This window comes from uncultured Victivallis sp., from assembly GCF_944391105.1.
Lineage (GTDB): Bacteria > Verrucomicrobiota > Lentisphaeria > Victivallales > Victivallaceae > Victivallis.
In genome coordinates, this window is the sequence record NZ_CALXSK010000016.1 from 14099 (window position 1) to 37118 (window position 23020).

Genomic DNA, 23020 nt, shown 5'->3' on the forward strand with positions numbered 1-23020 from the left:
CCAGGAGACACCCCAATGACAAGAAAACTGAAATCTTTGATTCTGATCCTGTTAACACTCATTCCGTTTCTGGCGCTGCATGCGGCTCCGCCCGTCTGGCAGACGATTCCGGTGCTGCTGACTCCGGATTCCGAAGAGCGGATCGAATCGACCTCTCCCGCAGCCTTTCGTCTGACGCTGACGCCGGGAGCGCAGAACAACGCCAAATGCGGAACCCAGCTGGTTTACACCATGGATGCGCCGGTCAGGAATCCCAAGCAGATCGCGTTCCGGGCCAGCTGTCCCGACGGGGGAACGGTCAGCATGAAATTCGTGGTTTCGGCGCGGGAAAACGGCAAAAGCGTTCCGCACTGGGGGCCGGAGATCAAGGTTTCCGGAAAAGAGTGGAAGAGTTACGTTCTCCGGCTCGACAAAGATCTGGGCATGCCCGACAGAGAATATCATATCTGGCAGATCAAGCCGGGGGTGGGAATCGTCAATCCCCGAGGCGGTCAGGCGGTGACGGTGGCGGTGGAGGATTTCCGGTTTGAAGACGCTCCGGCTCTTCCTGCGGCGGCCGCCCGCCCGCAGCGGAAAAGCGCCGACTGGAGCTATATTCCGGAGACGCTCACCAGAGATTCCCGGGCGGAGGTGGAATCATTTTCTCCGACGGAATTCAACCTCACGCTGATTCCGGGGCCGCAGAACAACTCGAACTGCGCGGTGCAGGTGGTGCGCAGCGTGGATGCGCCGTTCCATGCACAGGGGAAACTCGCGTTCCGCGCCCGCTGCCCGGAAGGGGGATCGGTGCAGGTTCACCTGATCATCTCCACGCGTCAGAACGGAAAAGTCGTCATGCACTGGGGGCCGAAAATCACGATTTCCGGCCGTGAGTTCGCCCGGTATCACTTCGGGCTGGACAGCACGTTCGGGCTGCTCGACCAGGAGTATCTGATCCGGCAGATCAAGCCGTTCGTCGGAATCAATGGGACACAGGCCGGCAGAAAAGTGACGGTGGAATTCCGCGATTTCCAGATCGGCTCGGCCGAAAGTCTCGGTCTGGGTTCCGAGCAGGCCGAAGTGATCGTCTATCCGCCCGGGCGCCCGCGCGGGACTCCGGCTTCCGATGCGCTCAAGGTGTACTTTCATCTGGACAACGACGATGACGTCCCCGTATCGGCAAAGGGGCTGACCGATCCCATTCCCTACCGCGGCTACCGCGAAATGCTCCTCGACACGGTGAAAGATGCGGCAGTTCTCTGCGACTCCCCCGAAGAGGCGGACGTGATCATCTATTCCGCGGCGGCCCGCGATCCGGAAGCCGCCGCCCGGATCGCCGCGGCGGTACGCAAAGGCACCGGGCTGTATGCCGCGGCCAACATCGCCGACCCGGAAGTGGCGGAACTGATTCCGGCGGAGGTGACGGTGCGTGAAGTCACCGGATTTCCGGAACGGAGCGCGCTGAAGCCGACCGGAAAAAACGCGGCGTTGTTCCGGGAGCTCTCCGATGCGGAATTCGGCATCTATCGGGATCTGCGTCCCCGGCCCGGTGCTGAAATCCTGCTGACCGGCGCCAACGGTGCGCCGCTCCTCGTGCGCAAGGAGAACGTCATCTACAACGCCTTCGGGCTGGGTTGCGGGCTGATTCGCGAAAAGGCGGCCATCGACCCCTTTCTTCTGCGGGTGATTTCGGAGCTGACCGGCCGAAAACTTGCGGAAAAAGAGTTGAGTTCTCCCCGGCGCGACGGAGACGGCTGGCTGGAAGGGATCACGGCGGAAAACATCGGCCGCGTGGGATTTGCGCTGGGCGACGGCCTGCTGTGCGAAACGTTCCGCAACAATCTCTCGGTCGCCTCCGGCAGCGGGGAGTATGAGTTTCTGAAAACGGCGGCGCCCAAACTGCGACTGAACAAGTGGCATATCCGTTCACTCTCCGGAGCACCGGCGGAACAGGAGCGCGATGTGGACTGGAATTACAGTTACGGACAGATCGGCGTGCTGGAACTGAGCTGTGCTCCGGTCATTCCGGAGAAGTGGCGCGGGGAACCGCTTTTTTTTCAGGTGGAGCGCGGCATTGACGATCTGGCGGAGGTCTATTTCAACGACACGCTCCTGGGCAAGGTGACCCGGGACATGCCGAATTACTGGGAACGGCCGCACCGCTACCGGATTCCGGAGGAGAAGATCCGTTTCGGTGAGGAAAACATGATTCGGGTCGTGACGGAAAATCTCCGTGAAAGCGGCGGTTTCGGCAGCTGCCCGGAAATCCTGCCGCCCCAGCCGCCGCGGGCGGTGCGTCACGTCCGGGTGGATCGAGCCAACCCGTTCGGAAAAGGGGGAAACGTCATCGACACCGCGACCGGAGAGAAACACCGTTTCGACACGAGCCTCGTCTTTCCGGGAACCCGGTGGGAGTTTTCCGGAGAAAGCACATTTCTTTCGTTGAGCAATCTCGCCGCCTGCGCAGCCGTATTCCGCGATGGGGGGATCTCGGTTTTCGACCTCCGCACGCCGCCGGTACTGACGGGGAAGTGGGACAAGCCGGTTCTGCTGCTGTTCCCGAAGGAGCGGGGGGTGCCGCTGCTGCTGGTGTTCTCGAAACAACCGGATTCCGTGACGTTTGACTTCTCCGGAGGCAAACTCTCGGGGCTGACGGTGACCCGCCGGGGCGGGACCGGCATGATCCTGCCGCTGTGGATCGAGGGAAACCGGCGGGTCTCCACCGTCGGCTGGGAGAAGAAACTCCCGGAAGAGCTGCTGCGGAAAATCGATTTCTGGATTCCGAAAGCCTACGCCTATCCGGTCGCCGCCCGGGAGTATTTCAAGATCGACCGCGAAAAGGGACGCATCCAAATCCGGACAACCTACTCGTACCGGGAGACCGCCAACGACTGGGAGATCTCCCCCGAACCCTTCGCGCCGGTTTCGCCGCTGGCTTATTTCACCCGGGGCGTGCTCTTTGAATCGAACGAGGCGGAAAACTGGCGGCTGCCGACCGCTTTCGGTTATTTCGCCGCGAGATCCAACTCCGACACCGTGCACTGGAGTCTCCCGCTGCCGGAAGATGAACTTCCGGCCTTTCCCGGCTGCCGGACGGGGGAGGATGTGGACACCGTCATCAATGAGGTTTACGCAAAAGCCGCCCGGTTCATCGGCGGAAGCCGCCCGGTGGCCACGGCGAATTTCGTCCATCCCTTCAAACCGTCCGATCCCGGCCGGAATATGAGTCTGCACATGTGGCTGCACGGTTCTTCCGGAACGGTCGGAGCTCCGTTCGGTCTGAATCCGCGGAATCTGGAGAACTTCAAGGCACGCCTCGCCTATCGGTTGCTGACGCCGGTGGAGCAATACGGATACAAGAGCGCCGCCCGGTGGCGGGAGGAGCCGTACAGCGGCCTGCGTTATCCGGTCTGCTACAACAGTCCCCGCGTACATCACACGAAATTCACCCCGGGAACGGGTTCGAACTTCAATATCTGCGACGCGAACGAGAGTGCCTACATGATCACGACAGTGGCGTGCGCGGTGGCGGAACAGTTCGGCCAGCGGGAGTTCATCCGGGCGAATCCGACCTGGTTCCGGTGGTTCACGAAGCTGATTTTCAGCGGAGACGATCCGGTGACCTTGACCGGGCATTGCGGAGAGTCCGGCCAGGCCGCCTCGATCGACATGCTCAACTGCGAATATGCCGGTATGATGAACGTCGCCCGGATTGCGGAGATTCTCGGCGACGAGGCATGGCGGGATCAGGCGCTCTACCGCGCCGCCCGGCGGATGGTTCCGACGCTCGCACGTTTCTCGTTCAAAAACTACATCCGCGAAACCGGACAGGCGCTGTTCAAAGCAGAAGATGTTTACGGGACCGGATTTACCGAATCGGGATACGAATACCGCTTCGGCGTGGTTCCCGTCAATGCGTCCTATCACCTCTACGATATGAGCCAGGGGATTCCGGCGCGACTGCTCAAACTCTATGCCGATTACATTCCGAAGGAGCAGGATGAGTATCTCCGCCGTTTCATCCGTCCCGCCCTGTACGACGGGAACGGCGTATTCCGGCAGGATCATACCGTGATGAACATGGCGGTCCGGCTCCAGGGGCTTTCCACGGAAGAGCGGCTGAAACTTGTAGAAGCGTGCCTGGCCAACGAAAATCTTCTGAAACGCCTCAGCGGAGACTATCCCGGCATCCGGCTGGCCTCCAATGTGACCATGGCGCTGGATTTCATCTACGGCGACGTTCGTGCGACGGACAGCCGGGATCTGGACATTCGTTCTTTCCATTACGATCCGCAGCGGAAAACCATTTCCGCAGAAATCGCGGCCGGGAAAGCGCCGAAGCTGGTGCTCCGGAGCGATTTTCCGCCCGCGGATCCTGCATACCCGACGGAGAAGGACGGACGTTTCGAGGTTCCCTTGAAGCCGAATCAGCTCAATACAGTGCAGATCCAATTGAAGTGAATACCTTCCGGAATGATCATTCTGGAGAATTTTGCGGAACGGCTCCCCGGAGGAAGCGGGATTCGCTTCGCCGGGGGGCGGTCATGAAGGCAGACGCCCAGCCCCCGCGGGCGCGACAAGTCATTCCGCGTTTCAGAAACATGAAATGCCGGAACCGGGAACGCAGCAATGCAAGTTCCACGGGCATCGGACCACGAGCCGGCATTCATCTGGAAGTTCACGGCAGAAACACGGCTCGTCCCCAATTCCTTCCTCCATGCAGAACCTGAAACCAGGTTTCGTCCGGAGAGACTTCGTAAGAGAACGGCCGTCCCGTGAGTGGATCGATCCACGCCTCCTTCTCCAGATTCACGGCGGAAAGTTCCGCAAGAGTCTGCGGCAGACGCATTTCCGCATTCCGGTACTTCAATACGGCAAGTTTCACAAGTTCGCACTGAAGCTGCGTATAGATCCCGGCCCCGTTCCGGTGCAGCGTCCAGAAGGGTCGGCAGAAATTCCGGACAAACGGCGACGCGTCCCCGGTCTCCCGCCTCAATTTTCGGAGAGAGTCCGAAAACGTGCTGTAATTTCGGAAGTCGCAGTAACGACTTGAGAGAGCCTCCGCAATCAGAAAGATCCGATCCGCCTGCACCCAGCGGTTGTACGGCAGACGCTCAAGCTGACGAAAATAGTCATCGTATCGATCGATCCGCCAGGAGATCCGGGCGTCTCCGGCAGAGAAATTCCGGTACAGCGCGAGACACTCCCCGCCGAGCGCGCACCGGAACGAATCGCCCAGCCTCGTCTGAAGGGTCTGAATCTGTGCAGTGAGCTGATCGACTTCCCGCGCCGTCAGCTTGAAGGTGTTGATGTAACAGCCGAAAACCTCCACCTGCCAGATCGTCAGAGCGATGTTGAAGTCCGACACGCCCTGCAGACTGGTCGGCAGAGAGCTCACCGTCAGGAAGTATTCGCTCTCTTCCAGAATCCGCCAGGCCTGCGCCCGATTCCGCTCCAGAACCGCCACAGCCATCCGGTCGCTGTAAAGAGAGAGGATTTTCCGAATGCTCCGCGACTGCTCCGACTGCTCCGGCGAAAGGATGGCCTGCACGCCCCCCTTCTGCTCGTAGAACGTCTGCAGTTCCCGGATCACATCCGCATTCTTCCCGAGAAGTTCACGCGTGTTTTTCTGCGCCTCCGGATTGTTCAGAAAACCGGAAAGCGGCCCGGCGGAAGGCATATCATAGCCGGGATCTTCGGGGGGACCGACAAGACGCCGCCCGATGCGGAAAAGAGAATTCGAAGTGTCGCGTTTCATTTGAAGAGCGGCGATGTTCCGGTCGGCGAATTCGGCGGAATCCTCCACTGCGGTAAGGCGGAGCAGCGAACTCCGCGCACTCCCGAAACCGAAATCGGCCGACTCAAACCAGTATCCCGCAGCGATGACAAAGGCGATACCGGCTGCCGCAGCGCAGACGACCGCAATCCGAATCGATCTCTCTTTCATCGTTCCCCCTCCCCTGGCACGTGTTGCCGTTTCATTAATATTATGAACAACACGCCGCGAAAAGTCAAGAGGAGAAAAAAATCGAATGGAATTTCTGAAAAATTCCGGGCGGAAACGAAACGCCCTCCCCCGCAGCCCGGCCCGCGGCAAAACCGGCAGGAGATTGAACGACCCCGGAATGCCGTCCTGCGCCTCCCACCTCTTTCTCCTCCGTTTTCTTCAGCGGCGTCCCATCAGCCGGAGCATTCCCTCCAGAAGCGTCGCGGGATGCGGAGGACAGCCGGGAACATAAAGATCGGGCTTGAGGATTTCCTCAACCCCGCCCATGCACTCGGGGCTGCCGGCATAAAGGCCGCCGGAAATCGCACACGCCCCGGAAGCGATCACCCAGACCGGACGGGGGGCGGCATCATACGTTTTTTTCAATGCGACGAGCATGTTGCAACTGACCGGCCCGGTGACGAGGATGCAGTCCGCATGGCGCGGGGACGCGACAATCTGAATGCCGAATCTCCCCATGTCCCACGCCAGAGTCCCCAGCACATTGAAATCGAGCTCACACGCGCCGCATCCTCCTGCGGACACCTGCCGAATTTTAAGCGAATGTCCACAGAACCGGAGAAATTCGCGATTCGTCGGTCTCTCCGGGATGTACGGTTCGCCGCCGGAGCGGACAACCAGCGCACCGCGCGACACCGCGGCCATCCGGTACTCCTGAGAAAACGCGATCGCCCCGGCGGGACAGATCTCCGCGCACGCACCGCAGAACAGACATTTTCCCGTATCGATTTCAAGTTCTCCCTCCCGCTTTCGCGAGACGGCTCCGGTCGGGCAGCTCTCCGGGCGCGTGCACGCGCCGCATCCGGTGCACCGCGAGGCATCCAGCACGGGACGCCCCGCGAACCGCCCGGGCAGCGCCGGCGGCGCATCGGGAAATTTCCCGGTTCGAAATCCCTGTTCCAAACGACCCTTCAGCGCTTTCAACATAATGACACCCTGCCTCCCCGTCAGAGATCGTGTCCGCAGTAGGACAGATTGAAACTTTTGTTGCAGATCGGAAAATTCGAGATCTCTTCTCCACGCATCGCCATGGCGAGCATCTCCCAGTTACGCAGCGAAGGATCGATGATCCGGTACGCCCGGAAACGGCCGTCTCCGCCAGTCAACGCCACGTGAACATGTTCCCCGCGCCACCCCTCGACCGCACTCACGGCAATCGAGTCCGCGGCCGGGGCAATTCTCCGGTCGCGAGGAACCGCAATTACCGGAAGCCATTCGCTTCCAGACAGAACCGCCTCCAGAAAACGGTGGGAAAAATCCACCTCGCGGAGACGGACCCGAGCCCGCGCAAGCACATCTCCGGCCTCTTCCGTCACGCATCCGCATTCGGCATAAGGAGCGTATTCGCCCCATCCGAAATCGCACCTTGCGTCCCGGGCGACCCCGGACGCCCTCGCGGCCGGACCGACCGCGCCCAGGTGCAGAGCCGTCTCTCTTGAAACCCGCCCGGTGTTCTCCAGGCGGTCAAGCACCGTCGGGGAATCGAAGAAGAGTTTCAACGCCGCATCAAGATCGCGTTTGACCCGGCGCATCCGTTCCAGAATCCGATTCGCTCCGGCTCTGTCCAGGCCGAACCGCGTTCCGCCGGGAATCACGAAACCGCGCCCGAACCGGTTGCCGCAGAGTTCCGCGGTCAAATTCAAATACTCACCGCGAATCCGGCCGCAGAACGACGCCGTCGGCAGGAACGCCACATCGCCCGCCAGCGCCCCGAGGTCTCCGACATGATTGGCAATGCGCTCGAGCTCAAGCGCGACGGCCCGCAAGGTGACCGCCCCGGGAGACACTTCCAGCCCGGCCAGAGCTTCGATCAGGCGGGAACAAACTGTGGCCGCGGCAATCGAACTCGATCCGTCGGCGGTCTCCATCAGCGGAAGCGTTTTCCCATCCGGTCCGCCGGAAAGCATGGATTCGATCCCGCGGTGCTGATACCCGAGAGATATCTCCAGCGAATGAACGGTTTCCCCCACACATTCAAACCGGAAGTGTCCGGGTTCGATCACACCGGCATGCACCGGACCGACCGCAACATCGTGCACCGCCGCTCCGCCCATGGCCAGAAAATCCCCGCCGTTCTCATCCCCCCGCAGACGGCGCACCGGCTGCAGATAGGGATGTCCGTCGGGAACGACACCGTCCCGTTCGGCAATCAATCGCTCAAACTTCTGAAGCGCAACGATTTCTCCGCTCAATGCGGGATAATGTCCATCAACCTCGGCCGAGCCGAGTTCAAATCCCCGCGTCGCAGGATCCGCCGCCACGGCGACCAGGCGGAACCTCGCTCCTTCCGGAATCGCGAAAAAAGCCGCGATTCGCCGCTGCGGCTCTTCTGAACAGGTCAGAAGCCAGCTTTTGAAATCCGTCCACTCAAACTTCGGTACTTCGCGCCACGGCGCCGCCATGCCGTTTCCCAGTTTCATCGGCCGCATCATTGAAAATTCTCCATGAAAATCCAGGTGAACCAGCCACCCCACACCAACAGCAGAACGGCAAGCATTCCGGGGAGCCAGGCGAGTTTCTCCGCCGCATACGCGGCCTCGCGGGACTCCCCGCTTTCCGGTGCCGCCCGTCCCCCGACCATCCGGAAGACGATCACCGACATCCCGCAGAATACCGCGAAAAGCAGGATCAGAATCGCCCCACCGAGCCACCAGCCGGCCCTTCTGACGAGAAGCAGTTCCGTCACGAACAGCGGCGACGGCGGCGTCCCGCAGATCAGAAACAGCCCGGCCACCCAGAGCCACGCCGTTCGCGGCATGCGTTCAAACAATCCACTGATCTTCTCCACGCGACGCGTTCCGCAGGCCATGAGAATATTGCCGGCAATCAGAAACAGCATCATCTTGGTCAGGGAGTGAACCCCCATGTGAACCAGGCCGATCACCTCCTCGCCGAGGCCGAAGAAAATCGCCAGCAGCCCCATGTGCTCCACACTCGAATAGGCGAGCATCCGCTTGTAGTCCCCCTGACGGATGATGAACAACGCCGCCACCGCCAGCGACAACACCCCGAAAGTCACCAGATATCCATTGCAAAATCCCCGCAGCTCTGCCGGCGCCACCCCGAGCACCCGCACAATCCCCAGAAACGAACAGTTCAACAGCGCTCCGGAAAGCAGCACCGACACCATCGACGGCGCCTCACTGTGCGCATCCGGCAGCCAGGTGTGAAACGGCGCAAGCCCCATCTTGAGTCCGTATCCGGCGAAACAGAAGATGAACGCCGCCTTGAACCATGCGGGATTGACCGTATTGAATCCAGATCCGAGCACGGCAAATCCGAGGCCCGGCGCCACCCCCTCCGGAGGCCGGATCGCGACACCGAGCATCAGCGTTCCGAACAGCGCCAGACCGATCCCCACCGAACAGATCAGCAGATATTTCCACATCGCCTCCAGCGACCCCGCGGAGCGGTGGAAACAGATCAGCGGAGCACTCGCCAGCGTCGTCGCCTCAACCGCCACCCAGAGCAGACCGAAATTTCGCGAGAGCGCCACAAGCGTCATCGTGCTCAGAAAACAGGGAAGAATCGCACAGAACAGATTTTCGCGCATCAGCGAACGCCCGTCCCCGCCTCCTTCGAACCGCCTCGCCATCGGCAGCCAGAAAAACGCATGAACCGACACGCACAAAAACAGAACCGAAGTGATCGACACCACCCACAACCCGAGAGAATCGACCCCGAGATATCCGCTGTCGACCGGTCCGTCCAGACGGTACAGCGCAATCACGCATGCCGCATGCAGCAGAGCGGCAAGCAGCAGCAGAACACGGGCCGCGAGCGAACTGCGTCTCCCCGCGAACAGAATCACCGGCGTCGTCAGCGCCGGAAGAAGAATCGGAAACCAGAGTGTCATTTTCTCTCTCCCGCATGGATCGGACTCTCTGCACCGGCCTCGTCCGGCGCGGACCAGTCGCCGAGACGGTTGAGTTTATCCGCGTCAATGTGTTCGAACTCCCGGTTGATCTGGAAGAGCGCAATGCCCATCACAAAAACCAGAACAAACACATCCAGCAGAATTCCGAGCTCGACCACCAGCCCGTATTCGATCATCATCCCGGTGCCGAACAGCGTGATGCCGTTTTCAAAAATCAGAAACCCGATCGCCTGCGTGATCGCCTTGCGCCGCGCCGTCACCATGAAAAGCCCCGTCAGCATCGTCGAGAACGCCACCGGCATCGCGAGTCTCAGGCCGGCCTCCCCGGGCGGCGGCAGCTGCGCCCCCACCCAGAACGAGATTCCCGTCAGCGCCAGAACCGTCACCACCGAAAGCGAATAACCGACAAACGGTTCAAGTTCACGCCGCACACGAGCCTGCCGCATCGCCAGAATCAGCAGCAGCGGAAGCGCCACCCCCTTGATCCCGATGTTGAGAAGCGCAACCCAGATCTGTTCCGGATGAACCTCGCTCCATGCACGAACCACCAGTGGAAGGATTCCCAGAAGAATCCCCTGCACCGCCACAATCCGGATGCAGTGCAGCAGGCGGCTCGACGCCGCCAGCATGAGATCCGTCAGCAGAAACGCAGCGAGGATCGCCTCACACCACGCCGTCATTGAACACCTCCTTCAAAAACCAGCCGGAAAAAAATTCCGAGCAACGCCACCGCCAGCGCCCCCACAAGCATCCAGGGAACCTTTAGAAAACGGTAACGCGCCATACTCGACTCCACCGCACCGACCACCGCGGCAGTCACCAGAACCCCGGCCGTGCACCCGATCATCCCGAGCCAGCCGCCGCTGATGTTCCACGGCAGGATCAGCATCATCAGAACCGTCGCGAACATCCAAAACTTGAGCGATGCGCCGTAGAGAACCAACGCAAGATCCGGGCCGGCGTAATCCAGAATCATCGCTTCATGAATCATCGTAAGTTCGAGATGCGTCTCGGGGTCGTCGAACGGGACGCGGCAGTTTTCCGCCAGCAGAACGACAAAAAACGCCGCCGCCGCCAGCAACAGAGAAACCGCATGGGCACTCCACCACTCCCCACCGCCCGCGGCGGGAAGCATCGAAAAACCGGCATTTCCCGTGAACACTGCGACAAAACCGATCACACCGAAAATCGCCCCTTCGGTCAATGCGGAAAACTGCATTTCCCGCGAAGAGCCCATCCCTTCAAAACTCGATCCCGTGTCAAGCGCCCCCAGCACCGTCGCAAAACGCGCCGTACCCAGCAGATAGAAGAACAGCACCGCGTCTCCGCCGAACCCCAGCGGAGACCGCACCAGCCCGTGCGGCAGCAGCGCCGCCGCCAGCAGCAGACTGCCCAGCGAAACGGAAGGCGCAAGCTGCAGAAACCCGCCGGCCGTAGCGCTGAACACCCCTTCTTTGCGCAGAAGTTTCGCCAGGTCGACGTAGAGCTGGAACAACGACGGACCGCGACGCCCCGCGAAGAAGGCCTTGACCTTATTCACGATCCCCGGCAGCAGCGGCGCCAGCACCAGCGACAGTGCGAACGAAATCATCCAGATCATGACCGCACCTCCATTCATCGTCCCAATCCTCCTTCCATCCCGGCCGGAGAAACGAACGCCCACAGCAGCATCGCAAGCAGCGTAAGAACCATCACCAGAATGTACCAGTGCAGAGAACCGGATTGCAGAACGTGGATCTTCTGCGCCGCCTCCGACAGAATCCGGCATACCGGCTGCCAGAGGAAACGCATTCCGCCATCCTCGACCCGCTCCTCGAACGACGCGGTCTCAGGGAAATCCCCATCCGGTTTCTGGATCGCAATCCGCGGCCGCAGCACTCCGGCAAAAAAGTCCGTGAGCGGCTGTGAAAACGCGGTACCGGTGTACTCCATCCGGGCCGACGGACTGTGGTAACCGCAATCCCAGGTCGGCGCCACCCGGCTGTGCCGACCGCGCGGAAGCAGCCGGAAACGCAGCGCCAGAAGTCCCGCCGTCAGCAAGGTGAGAGTCCCCGAAAAACCACCGATCCGCCGCAGAACACCGACACACTCGCTCATCGCGGCGCTCTCTCCTCCCCCGAACCGTTCCGGCAATCCAGATTCGATCACAAGGGGCGCAGCCGCGACGAGAAGCAGACTCAGCGCCAGGAGTCCTCCCGCCGCCCATTTCATCGGGACGGTCACCTCGTGTGCCGCCGCGGCCTCCTTCGAACGCGGTTCTCCGAGAAACACCGCACCGACGGCTTTGGCATAAGCGGCTGCGGCAACCCCTCCCGTCAGCGCCAGAACGACCAGCGCCGCGAGCGATATGGCGAAAACGCCGTAATGATCCGCGGCCGCCAGTCCGGACAGCGCCGCCAGATAAATCAGAAATTCGCTCAGAAAACCGGCGAAAGGCGGCAGCCCGCTCAAACCGGCGGCGTTCATTGCAAATACGAACCCCGTGAACGGTGCACGCCGGAGCAATCCGCCCATCCGGTCCATTTCAAGCGTCCCCTCCGCCTTCAGAACCGAACCCGCACCGAGAAAAACTCCTCCCTTGAGCAGCGAGTGAATGAGCATATGCAGAAAAGCACCCGCAAACCCGAACAGCGACATGACGGCATTTCCACCGGCCTCACCGAGAAATCCGAATCCGAATCCGACTGCAATCACCCCCATATTTTCGATGCTGGAATATGCGAGCAGTTTCTTCAGGTTGGTCTGACCGAGGGCAAACAGCATTCCGCCGAACGCTCCCGTCATCCCCGTGACGAGCAGAGTCCAGCCATAAAGCGCCTGCAGCTGTTGCGAAGTCGTGCAGAAAGTGAGCAGACCGTAAAATCCGAGCTGAATCATCGCCCCGGACATCAGCGCGGAAACCGGCGCCGGCGCTGCCGGGTGCGCCTCCGGCAGCCAGATGTGCAGGAGCGGGAAACCGATCTTGAGCCCGAATCCGATCATACCGAGAACAAAAACCGTTTCCGGAGTTCCGCCCAGAAAAAACATCGCAATCAGCACGGCCGCCCCTGCGTGACAGGCCGCGATATAGATCCATGCCGCGCGAAGAACTTCACGCGATTCGCGGTCGAATGCGACCAGGGCGAAACTCGCAAGCCCCATGATTTCCCACATCACCAGAAAGGGGAACGGACTCTCCGCCAGCGTCACGCCGTACATTGCGGCCACCGTGAGATTGTAAAATCCCCAGTACGTTCCGGCGCGTGTTTCTCCGTGTCCCCTGAGGTAACCGGGCGAATGAACCGCACCGGCGGCGGCCAGCACCAGGATCGGAAGTTGAAAGAAAATGACGAAACCGCCGTTCAGCGCGGCGCCGCGGCAGATCAGGCCGCAGAGAGCGGCCAGCACTCCGACCCAGATTGCCGCACATCCGGCCACAGTGGCGGCCCGGGTCTGCGGGCGAGCAGAAATGCGGCAGCCGCCCCGGCGCCCCACACTCCTGCCGCCACTCCATCGATACACGAAATCGACACGATGACACCTTATGTTCTGGTTACGTTGACGTATCCTGATAAAAAAATAAGGCGTATAATATACACGATGGTCCGGCCTTGTGCAAATGCCTCACAACCTGTTCGGACGAAATTCCCGCTGTTCTGCGGACGAACCGGCACGATCCATGACGCGTCCGGAGCCGGTTCGGAGGTGTTTCAACGTTCCTATGCCGCGAAAACGCCCCCCTTCCCCGATCAGAAAAGTCGGCTCTTCAGCTCACCGTGTAGAGGGAGAACGCATACGGTTCGGTTTCCCGGAATCGAAACGCGGTGGAATCCAGTTCCACCGTACCGTTTCCGAGCAGCCGCTCGGCCCTCCGGAGACCGGCCGTACCGGTGAAACGGTATTCCGGCTCGGCGGCGCCATTGCGATAGAGTGCCAGAAATGTTCTTCCCTCGCCGCGAGGAACGGCCAGAATGACGCTCCAGGAGCCATCCTCCGGAGCCTCTCCGAGCGGAATGACCAGCGAATTCGCCAGTTCTTCGCGCAGCTGCCGTGCAGCGGCGAAAAAGCGTTTCATTCCGGCGCGTCGCTCCGGAGGGCAGTTGGCGATCAGCCCCCAGTAAAGCGGCGTGGCGAACAGAACCGTTCCAAGAATGTATTCGAGCGGATAATCCATCGCGTGCGGCATCATTTCCAATTCGATCCGGTGGGCAGGAACAAATTGCGCCGTTTGATGGAAATTCGCAAGGGCTCGCCACGGATGATAGTAACGATGATCCGGAATGGCACGACCGCGGTTCTCCAGGAAAATCCGACCAAAATCGAGCGAAAAGTCGAATGTCGGGCGGTTTCTCCGGGTGCTGTCCATGGAAAGGATCAGCTCCGGAATCTCCTGCCGCAGCTCTTCGATCAGCCGCCGGTACGCCTCGTAGTGGAGCTGCGCATCACCGCGAATGGTGTTGAAGGCCGTCAGCTGGTAAAGATCGAATTTGAAACGCCGGATGCCGTATTCTCGGTAATATCCGGCAAGTTTGTTTTTCATATACTCGAAACACTCCGGGTCGAGCAGCTCCACCGGGTTGTAACTGCGCTCCGCCCGGCAGTCGCCGTACATCTCCGTATGAACGAAATCGTCCGTGCGGGCGAGAAAATTCCAGTGGATCTCCTGTTCCATGATGTCGGCACGTTCGGCCCCGTCCCAGAGTTCCATGCGGGGATGATGGGTGTCGAGTCCGAGCGGGTTGACCCACAACCCGAGCTGCAGATGCAATCGCTCCGCCTGCCGGGCAAGTTCGTAAAACCGGTTCGGAAATTTGTCGGTGTCGATCTCTCCCATGAACTCCCGGAAATAACCGTCATCGATAAAGACCACATCGACACCGGATTCCGCTGCCATCTCCAGTTCCCGGGCAATGATTTCCTCGCTGACCCCGGTTTCCAGTTCCGGCCAGGAGTTGGCCAGAACTTCCGGCGGCGTCGTACCGTAACGTTCCGCCTGATAGCGCTGCAATCCATAATCGTCACGCAGTCCGACAACCACACCGAACACTCTTCGGGTTTCACCTGAATGCAGATTGTCGAACCCGATTCCGACCATCTCCATGCTGCGGGCATCGGGCTCGTACAAAAAGTCATATTCCCCTTTGATCGGACGGCAGTCCGGCTGCGGCCCCTCCTTGTAGAAGAAGAGCCGGTCGGTCAGAAAATAGGCGCCGACATTTTTCCCCTTCCGGGCCGGAATGCGCAGCAGTCTGTGGTTCGACTGATCGGTGCAGTCGAAGAAATGCACGCATTCCGCCCGCTGCACGGCAGCGTTCCATTTCAGTTGGAAAAGCCCGGAATAGTACATCCCCGCCAGAGAGTCGCCGTGGTTGATCAGCGTATCGTAATATCGGAACGCCGGAGCGTCGTCATAAAAAAACAATTCGCGGATGATCGAAACGTCTCCGCTTCGATAACACAGCGTATAATGATTCCCCTCCTGTTTGCAGGACTCGAACCTCGCGGCGGGCAGCCGGTTCCGGTCGGCATAGAGCGTCCCGGAATCCCCGCTGCATACGATCCGGCCGGAGCGGAGATCTTTCATCGATTCCAGGCGAAACTCCGGTTCGAGAATGAAGCGGAGTTCCATCCGGTTGTTTTGAAAATAAAGTTCACGCATTCTTAATCATGTTTTAAAGTCCGATCAGGCAGCGCGGCACGCAACCGTCGGCCCATTCGCGGTGAATCTGCCAGTTCTCCACATGCCCGTCAAGAAAGGCGATGTTGCTGGTCGAAGAATGACGATCCGGTCCTTTGATCCAACTCATATCCTGAGCTTTATAAAAATCGTTGTAATTGAATGAATTACCGTTTCCTTCCCGCAGGTCGGTCGAGAGCATGGTTGTCGATGGACGGCGGGCCGCGGTGATTTTCTTGATGTTTTCGACCAAACCGAATGCATTGTAACTGTACTGACGGCTGCTGTACCTGTCCGGAGCCCCGGGACACATCCACGTTTTCAACCTCGGATTGACGTTGTAAGTCGTCCAGTCCGACACAATGTCCTCATTGTCCGGCAGTCCCAGATAACCGCGCGAAAGAAGTCGGACAAAAGCTTCCCGCTGATTGTCTGTCCATTTGACGAAAAAATCCTGATTGTCTGCAACATAAAGCTGGTTGAGAGAGCCGATGGTCTTGAGGTTGTTCTTGCAGGCTGTGGTTTTGGCCGCGTCGCGCGCCCGGTTCAGCGCCGGCAGAAGCATCGAGGCAAGAATCGCGATGATCGCAATCACCACGAGGAGCTCAATGAGGGTGAATTTCGCAGCGGATTTCATTTTCGAACCTCTTATTTGAATTCGATTTCGGAAATCTGGAAACCGTCGTTGCCGGAAGCAAGCTCCGTAAACGTGACGCGGTAGAAACGGTAATCCCCCGGAGCAGCGATGGGAAACTCCTTCTCCTGAAGCCGGGACTGGAACGTCACATCCTTCTCTTCCGCGATCTTCGTGAACGCCTTGCCGTCCACGCTGCCCTCGACATACCACGATTTCGGATCACGCAGGGGATAATCGTTCGCGCTGGTCAGGCGGTAAAGCGTACATTTCCGGGCTTCCGGCAGCTCCAGCTGCCACGAAAGCCCCGGCCAGAACGGCGTGAACCACTTTGTGCGCTTGTTGCGGTCGATGGTCCGTCCGACCTCCTCGCCTTTTTTACCGATATGGCCGGAAGGCGAGGTCGCCGTCGCAATGTTCACATTCTGAACCGGCCGTACCTCGTTGTCACTGAAGGCGATTTCCGCAATCTGGAAACCGTTGTCGCCATGATTGTCGAGGAACTGAATCCGGTAGAATCGGTAGTCCCCCGGATTGTCGATGGAGAAAAAGCGCGTCGCATGGCGCAGCTGGGAAGGATAATCCTGCACTTCGCCGATCTTGGAGAATGTCTTCCCGTCCTGGCTGCCCTCGACGATCCACGATTTCGGATCACGGTCGGGATAGTCGTTGGCGTAGACGAACGAGTAGGACTGGAGGAATTTCGCCGCCGGCAGTTCCAGCTGCCACGAAAGTCCCCGGTTGAATTCACTGTACCACTTGGTACCGGGGTTGTTGTCGCAACTTTTCTCGATGCTCTCCGCCCCCTGCCCTTCGTTCCCCGACGGGGAGGTGATTTCGGCGGCGGGAAGAGCGAAAAGCCCCAGAACGGAAACCAGACACAGAAATTCTTTTTTCATCGTATCATCTCCTATGATGTTGATTGGGTCGCTTTTTCAGAAATTTTTCATCGCGTCGACGATCGGATCGCCTCCCCGCAATCCCTCTGTTTTGGAAAAATCGGAACCTCCAAGAATCGACGGTTTCTCCGCCGGCGCCTCAAAGGTCGTGATTCCGTGCGCTTCCTCATCCTCCGCCTTCTCAAGAAGTTCCTTCGTAATGTAGAGCGACTTTTCGAGATCGGCTGAGGAAAGCCGCTTTGAATCACGCCGGGCGAGCCAGTTCAGCGCGTTGAGGAAGAACTGCGCGTCATCGCCGCGATTGATATGCAGCGGACGCACGAACCAGTAGTCGCAGATGTAGATTACCCGGCCCTTGCCGTATTCGAACGCGACCGCTACCGGGCGGTTCGGATAAGACGGATCGTCCTTCGGCGCCCGGAGCAGAACATGCGCATTCCGCGGGAACCGGTTCAGCACTCCCGCGCCGGCGGTGACAAATTCATTGACGTTTTCCGTGACCGGATGCCCCGAGATGATCCGGCAGCGGACGTTCAGGCAATCCTCGTCCGGAAGGTTCGGCTTCGGATTGTAGAGCGCCGCCGGGATATACGCCTGTTCCAGCCCGAGCTCCTTCAGAATTTTGCCGTTGGAGGGCATGACGTGGTAAGTCAGGGCGCCGCTGCCCATCATCAAAAGTCCGCCGCCGTTGCGGACGAAGTCGAGCAGATCGTCCGGATTCCGGCACTCGAGCCGCGGATGGGAATACATGACCACATCCAGATTTTCGAACCGGGTGTCTTCCGGCAGATTCTCCACGTTGAACCCGTTGTCCGCAGCGAGCTGCAATGCGGTCGGGAAGGTGCCGTGCGTCGGATTCATCACATCCAGCGGCGTGAATCCGATCCGCGGCCCGCCCGGAACCGGTTCCGGCTTGACCCAGAGCTTGTTCAGCATGGCGAGCCGGGTCGGGGCGATTCCCCGGAACGTCCTGGGAGCGGCTCCTGCCGGCTCCAGCAGAACGACGACCGGCGAAAACTGCTCCACCCGCATCGGAATGCCTGCGGAAAGCTCCTGCTCCGTCCCAAACTCATTGCCAGATGGCAACGGAATCGGACGGGCGTTTTCGACGTTGCGCATGCGGTATTCCCCTTTCAATCCGGGAATGTGCAACTTCGCCGAACCGGACACATCGTAATTGAGAACATATGCAAGGCGACTGCCGTCAGCGGCGCTCCAGCATTTGAGATCGATGAATTCCGGCAGGAACGACTTGTCCGCCTGTTCCAGCCGGAGAAAGCGACGGACATCGAGCCCGTCCCCGATCTCGAGCAGGAGTTTGCCGAGAACATCATGCGGGAAATTGGCTCCGATCACATAAACTTTCCCCCTGCCGTACCCATTCACCGTCACCGCGGGGCGGCCGTCGGCATATTTGCGGAACACCTGAGCTTTGCCGGGAATGAGTTCCCGCCCGAAGCTCTTGTCGAGATGACGAATTTCGAGCTGCCCTTTGCCGATTCCGGCCAGTTCGTATTCCGGCTTCTTCAACGACGCCCCGAAGGTGACGCCCGTCAGCGGCGAGGAATCGAAATCCGCGTGGGTTTCGTCGTTGACGGTGAACGAATCATAGTTGGTGACCAGCACCCCGCCCTCTTCCACAAAGCGGCAGAGCTGCTTGTAACTCTCCGGCTCGAAGCGCAGATGATTGGGAGCGACAAGGAGTTTCAACCCGCGTCCCCCGGTCCGGGAGAACACCTCCGGCAGCAGGACCGCCGGCGAATTGCCGTGGAACAGGAAGGGCGTGTACCACGGCAGAATGTTGATGGTGGCGGGTCCTTCCAGACGTTCCGTATAGTCCTTGTGCAGAACGGTGTGCATGGATTCATAGGGATAGAGCATCGCGACTTCCGGAACAGGCTGGTTTTCCGGCAGATAGAGGAAATCCGCGACGTTTTCGATCTCCCGTTTGATGAGCGGCAGCGACCGTGCCGCCATCGTGTGCTGCGGCGGATTGTAGGAGAGCATGATGCCGTTCATGGCGCCGTGCGCCATCTGGCTCCAGTAGTAAGTCCGGAAATGGCGTGGCTCAAACGCCGCCTCCCTGTCCGGAATCAGCCGCGCGCCGTTGACGGAAACGAAGCCGCGGATGCCGCCGTAGTACATGCCGTTGAGGAAGTAGCGATTGACAATCCGGATGGCGATGGAGTTCTTCTCCTTCACAAATCCGGTGATATCCAGCGTAAATGCCGTATTGAATCCGGACACCTTTCCGGCGAGTTTTCCGTTGACGTAGATTTCACCGGAGTCAGCCAGAGCCTTGCCGTTCAGATAGACTTTGCCGGAGAGCTGATCGCCACTGAGGGTGAAATCCTTGCGGTAAAGTCCGACCTGGCAGTTTTCATATCCGCACTGCCCCCACATGGCCGGAACGCGGATCTCTCCCCATTTCTCAAGCGAGAGCGTTTCGGCATTCCAGTTTTCCGGAGCGGCCGTGGTTGCGTCGTAAAATTTCCAGCCGTTCGTCATGTCGGCATAATCGTTCTGACGCAGTTCGTCCTCGGTTACGCCGCGGGAGACGATTCCGAAGGGCGCCTCGGCGTTGAAAATCGGGCGATTCGGATTGAAGCCGCGAACCAGGTCGCCGACAAAGCCTGTGCGGATCATTTTCGCGGCGTAGGGATAGCTGCGGTAATTTCCACTTTCGATCAATCCGGTTCCGATTTCATGCGAGTAGAAGTCCGATACCGAGGTCATCGCCTCGGTTCCGACTCCGCTGCCGGTGTGATCCATCCACCAGGCCATCTCCGACTGCAGAGTGGAGAAAACCTTCGGATCGGGATCATAGGAGCGCATGATCGGCATCAGGGTTTTGACCGCTTCCGCGCAGCGAGCTTCCTGAAAATGCTGCCACTCCACCATGAGGGCAGGATATTTCGCGCACCCCTCCTCGTAAAATTTGTCCCGCCCGATTTCGGTTTTTCCGTGGTCGGAGAGGTATCCCGGCGCATCGACGTCGTCGAACGAGGAGAAGTTGGATTTCCAGGCGCGGTTCAACGCCTGAATGTTTCCGTATTTTTTCTTCATCGCCTCCCGGAAGGCATTGCGGCTGAGCGGATGCGTGTTGTTGTAGCTCAACTCGTTGAAGAGCTCGTAGCAGAAGATCGGATAGTTCTGCGTGTACCGCATCCAGGTTTTGTACAGTTCCCGGTAAAGCGGAATTCCGAGCGGATGATGAGGATCGAATGCGACGAAATGGCCGCCGCCGGAAGCCTCCTTGAAATTCGGATCTTCGGTCAGATAGGAGATCTGGGCAGCCTTGTGCTCCTGCCAGAAGTTGACCTTGTTGGCCAGAAAACGGTTCATCATCGCCTCGAACCACGGATTTGCCCGCAGCTGCAGCCGTTTGACGCCGTCTTTTCCCTTCGTCAGTCCGTAACAGGTGAAGATAAACTCCGGATTGTAGCTGCAGACGTCGACCCCGAAGAGGCGGAATTTCCAGACCGGCGCCTCCATGTCGAGCTACCAGGCTCCGGAGACGAAATACGGCTTCCCGTCGCGAAAAAAGGAGTTCCCCTTGATGGAGATGTCCTGAACCCCGGAATAGAGCTCATGTTTTTTCTCCCGCGGCGGCATCTCGATCTCGACGATGAGATCCTCCGCGGCCATGGCTGCCCCGGCGGCCGCCGCCAGCGCGGCAGTCAGGAATGTTCTCAATATATTCATGTTGAACCCCTTACTGTTTATTTTGGTACAGGTTTCGCTCAGTTGTTGTTCGGTGTCCGGCAGGAACAGCGCACGATCAGCGTCGGCTGAATGATCCGCTGGATGCTGGAAGGCTTGTACGAACCACGCTGAGACATCAAAATCTCAATCGCGGAGACGATCTGTTCCCGGAACGGCTGACGAACGACGGTGAGCGGCAAGCGCAACACTTTCGAGACCCATGGAAAATCGTCCCACATCACGACGGAAACGTCCTCGGGAATCCGAACCCCATGTTTCCGGAGCGTGGTCACCGCACTGTACGTGCAGCCATCGCTGCCGAGAAGAAGCCCGTCAAGCGGAATTTTCCGGGCCAGAAGGTTTTCGATATGCCGTTCCGCATCTGCGCAGTCATCCACGCCGACCCGCAGGACGAAATCCTCTTCACCGGACGGTATTCCCTTTTCCCGCAACGCCTGCTGAAAGCCTTTCACCCGGTCCTGGTACTGCGGCAACTGTTCCGGAAGCATGAAAAACAAATGGCGGCATCCGATCGCAAGAAGATGTGCCGCAGCCAGGTACGCACCCTGCGCATTGTCGATGGAGATGTATGAGTGGGAGCCCTTGAGTTTTTCGTTCTGAAGCAATACGAAAGGAAGATCGAGCGTGCAGAGCGTTTCGATCTCTTCCGCCGAAAGGTTCCTCGCCGCGACGAAGCCGTTGTAGTCATGAAGCTCCTGCCCCCGTTTCGCCAGCGTCTCCATAACCGTCCCGGTTCTGGAAACCGGAATGAGACTGATGACGAACGGTTGTCTGCCTCCGGCGGAAATCATGCCGTAGAGCAGCTCGGACAACCAGGGGTCGTTATAAAGTTCATCCTCTTCGGAGTCCAGGATCAGGCCGACCCGGAAATCGGCGGAGGGACAGGGATCCACTCCGTTCACAAAGGTGCCGTTCCCCTGCAGTCGTCGAATCACCTGCTTCTCTTCGAGCCGCTCCAGCGCATGCCGGATCGTGATGCGGGAACAAGAGTACTGATCCGCCAGTTCCCGTTCGCTCGGAAGACGCGATCCAGTCGGATGAACTCCACGCCGAATGGCATCCAGAAGGGAACGATAGACAAATTCGTTTTTATTTTGATTGGCAAAAGCGGCATTCATGTATTGCGCCTCTCATCTGTTTCTGATCGATTGTGTTGTTTTAATTATACCGCAAGACGAAATCAAAAGTCAATAGCAGAATAGAACAAAAGTCAGATAAAAGTATATCCACATAATACCATTACAATACCATTGCGGAATATCTGGAGAAAAGCAACGGGAATCGGGAATCGCTTAACCGGAAACTAATTTTCCTCCGGTGTCGTGCGTCGATCCTCCGCCCCCCTTGCGGAAGAGATTTCGGCCGGCGCCTCTCTGCCACGATTCGAATGTTGCGCTGTCCGAACCCGCAGCGCAATGCTTCGGACAACGATGCGCGCATTTTTTCTTCGATCATAAAGCCGGGAAATTATCAACTATTAATTATGAAAATAAAATTATCAATCTTGACATATTTTTTTTTGGTCCTATAGTATACCAGTCCCGGCCGGAAAAGACGAAAGGCTGGATAAAAAAAGGAGAGTAGGGATGAAAAAAATTGTTCTTCTTGCACTGTTCGCGACGGCGGCACTGTTCTTTGCCGGCTGTACTTCCATCAACACCAGCGATGCCGGCAGCATGAATGTGTATCCTGCCACGGTTGGTCCGGTCGACAGTTATCGTCCGTTGTACAAGGTCAACGAGAAGGAACGGGTCAGCGGACAGGCGCAGGTCAACGTTCTGTTCGGCCTTTTTGCCTGGGGCGACACCTCGGCGTTTGCGGATAATGCGACGCTGAGCGCGAGCGACAGCGTTTTCGGAGCGCTCTTCGCCTGGCTTCCGAACGCCAAGGAGATCGCGGCCAGGGCGGCGTTCTACAATGCCTGCACATCCAGCAAGTGCGATGCCGTTGTCGCAGCCCGTTATGAAATCCAGACCGACGATTACTTTGTGTTCAAGAAGATGAACGTCAAGGTCACCGGATTCCCCGCAACGTTGACGGGAGTGGAAATCGTGAAGCCTATGCCGTTCTACATCAACGGCAAGGGCGAAGTCGTCGTGATGGACAAATTCGTTGTCCCGCACAAGCTTTTTGATGCAACCGTCTCCCAGTCGGGTTGGTGGTTCTGACGGATGACGTTGTTCCGAATGCGTTACAACCCGCATTCCAGCAGGGGAGCGAGGAGATCTCGCTCCCCGATTTT

The 23020-nt window shown here is 58.9% G+C and carries 15 protein-coding genes; 2 read left to right on the forward strand and 13 right to left on the reverse strand.

All coding sequences use genetic code 11. The annotated features are described in order from the left end of the window. Positions 1-15: 15 nt before the first annotated feature. Entirely contained in the window at positions 16-4440 is a 4425-nt protein-coding gene (locus Q0K10_RS06835; RefSeq protein ID WP_294504952.1) for a hypothetical protein, read from the forward strand. Between the two features lie 217 nt (positions 4441-4657). On the opposite strand, the gene Q0K10_RS06840 is transcribed toward Q0K10_RS06835, so the two are convergent. The 13 genes from Q0K10_RS06840 to Q0K10_RS06900 all read right to left on the reverse strand — a co-directional run bounded on the left by Q0K10_RS06840 (position 4658) and on the right by Q0K10_RS06900 (position 21896). Continuing rightward, positions 4658-5926 carry a hypothetical protein gene (locus tag Q0K10_RS06840; protein ID WP_294504955.1) on the reverse strand — a complete coding sequence of 423 codons (1269 nt, stop codon included), beginning with the start codon at positions 5924-5926 and terminating at the stop codon, positions 4658-4660. Positions 5927-6145: 219 nt separating this feature from the next. Further along, positions 6146-6913 carry a 4Fe-4S binding protein gene (locus Q0K10_RS06845; protein WP_294504958.1) on the reverse strand — a complete coding sequence of 256 codons (768 nt, stop codon included), beginning with the start codon at positions 6911-6913 and terminating at the stop codon, positions 6146-6148. 20 nt (positions 6914-6933) lie between these two features. Further along, a complete protein-coding gene (locus tag Q0K10_RS06850; protein WP_294504961.1) occupies positions 6934-8418 on the reverse strand; it encodes a hypothetical protein in 1485 nt (494 codons plus the stop codon). Next, positions 8415-9842, reverse strand: a complete 1428-nt coding sequence (locus tag Q0K10_RS06855; protein ID WP_294504964.1) for a proton-conducting transporter membrane subunit — start codon at positions 9840-9842, stop codon at positions 8415-8417. The genes Q0K10_RS06850 and Q0K10_RS06855 overlap by 4 nt, the downstream gene beginning before the upstream one ends. Beyond that, entirely contained in the window at positions 9839-10543 is a 705-nt protein-coding gene (locus Q0K10_RS06860) for a hypothetical protein (protein ID WP_294504966.1), read from the reverse strand. The genes Q0K10_RS06855 and Q0K10_RS06860 overlap by 4 nt, the downstream gene beginning before the upstream one ends. Continuing rightward, complete coding sequence (locus Q0K10_RS06865; RefSeq protein WP_294504968.1) at positions 10540-11481, reverse strand: NADH-quinone oxidoreductase subunit H; 942 nt, start codon at positions 11479-11481, stop codon at positions 10540-10542. Before Q0K10_RS06865 ends, Q0K10_RS06860 begins: the two co-directional genes overlap by 4 nt. Next, positions 11478-13364 carry a proton-conducting transporter membrane subunit gene (locus Q0K10_RS06870; RefSeq protein ID WP_294504970.1) on the reverse strand — a complete coding sequence of 629 codons (1887 nt, stop codon included), beginning with the start codon at positions 13362-13364 and terminating at the stop codon, positions 11478-11480. The genes Q0K10_RS06865 and Q0K10_RS06870 overlap by 4 nt, the downstream gene beginning before the upstream one ends. A 244-nt stretch (positions 13365-13608) precedes the next feature. Next, positions 13609-15501, reverse strand: coding sequence for an alpha-galactosidase (locus Q0K10_RS06875; RefSeq protein ID WP_294504974.1), 1893 nt, complete (start codon positions 15499-15501; stop codon positions 13609-13611). Positions 15502-15514: 13 nt separating this feature from the next. Continuing rightward, entirely contained in the window at positions 15515-16156 is a 642-nt protein-coding gene (locus Q0K10_RS06880) for a prepilin-type N-terminal cleavage/methylation domain-containing protein (protein ID WP_294504976.1), read from the reverse strand. An 11-nt stretch (positions 16157-16167) separates the two neighbouring features. Continuing rightward, entirely contained in the window at positions 16168-17052 is an 885-nt protein-coding gene (locus Q0K10_RS06885) for a discoidin domain-containing protein (protein WP_294504978.1), read from the reverse strand. A 36-nt stretch (positions 17053-17088) separates the two neighbouring features. Continuing rightward, a complete protein-coding gene (locus Q0K10_RS06890) occupies positions 17089-20547 on the reverse strand; it encodes a beta-galactosidase trimerization domain-containing protein (protein ID WP_294504981.1) in 3459 nt (1152 codons plus the stop codon). 6 nt (positions 20548-20553) lie between these two features. Then, on the reverse strand, positions 20554-20757 hold the full coding sequence (locus tag Q0K10_RS06895) for a hypothetical protein (protein WP_294504984.1): 204 nt from the start codon (positions 20755-20757) through the stop codon (positions 20554-20556). Positions 20758-20795: 38 nt separating this feature from the next. Beyond that, a complete protein-coding gene (locus Q0K10_RS06900) occupies positions 20796-21896 on the reverse strand; it encodes a GntR family transcriptional regulator (RefSeq protein ID WP_294504987.1) in 1101 nt (366 codons plus the stop codon). Between the two features lie 468 nt (positions 21897-22364). Here Q0K10_RS06900 and Q0K10_RS06905 point away from each other — a divergent pair, with 468 nt between their 5' ends. Continuing rightward, positions 22365-22946 carry a hypothetical protein gene (locus Q0K10_RS06905; RefSeq protein ID WP_294504989.1) on the forward strand — a complete coding sequence of 194 codons (582 nt, stop codon included), beginning with the start codon at positions 22365-22367 and terminating at the stop codon, positions 22944-22946. The last annotated feature ends 74 nt before the right edge of the window (positions 22947-23020 follow it).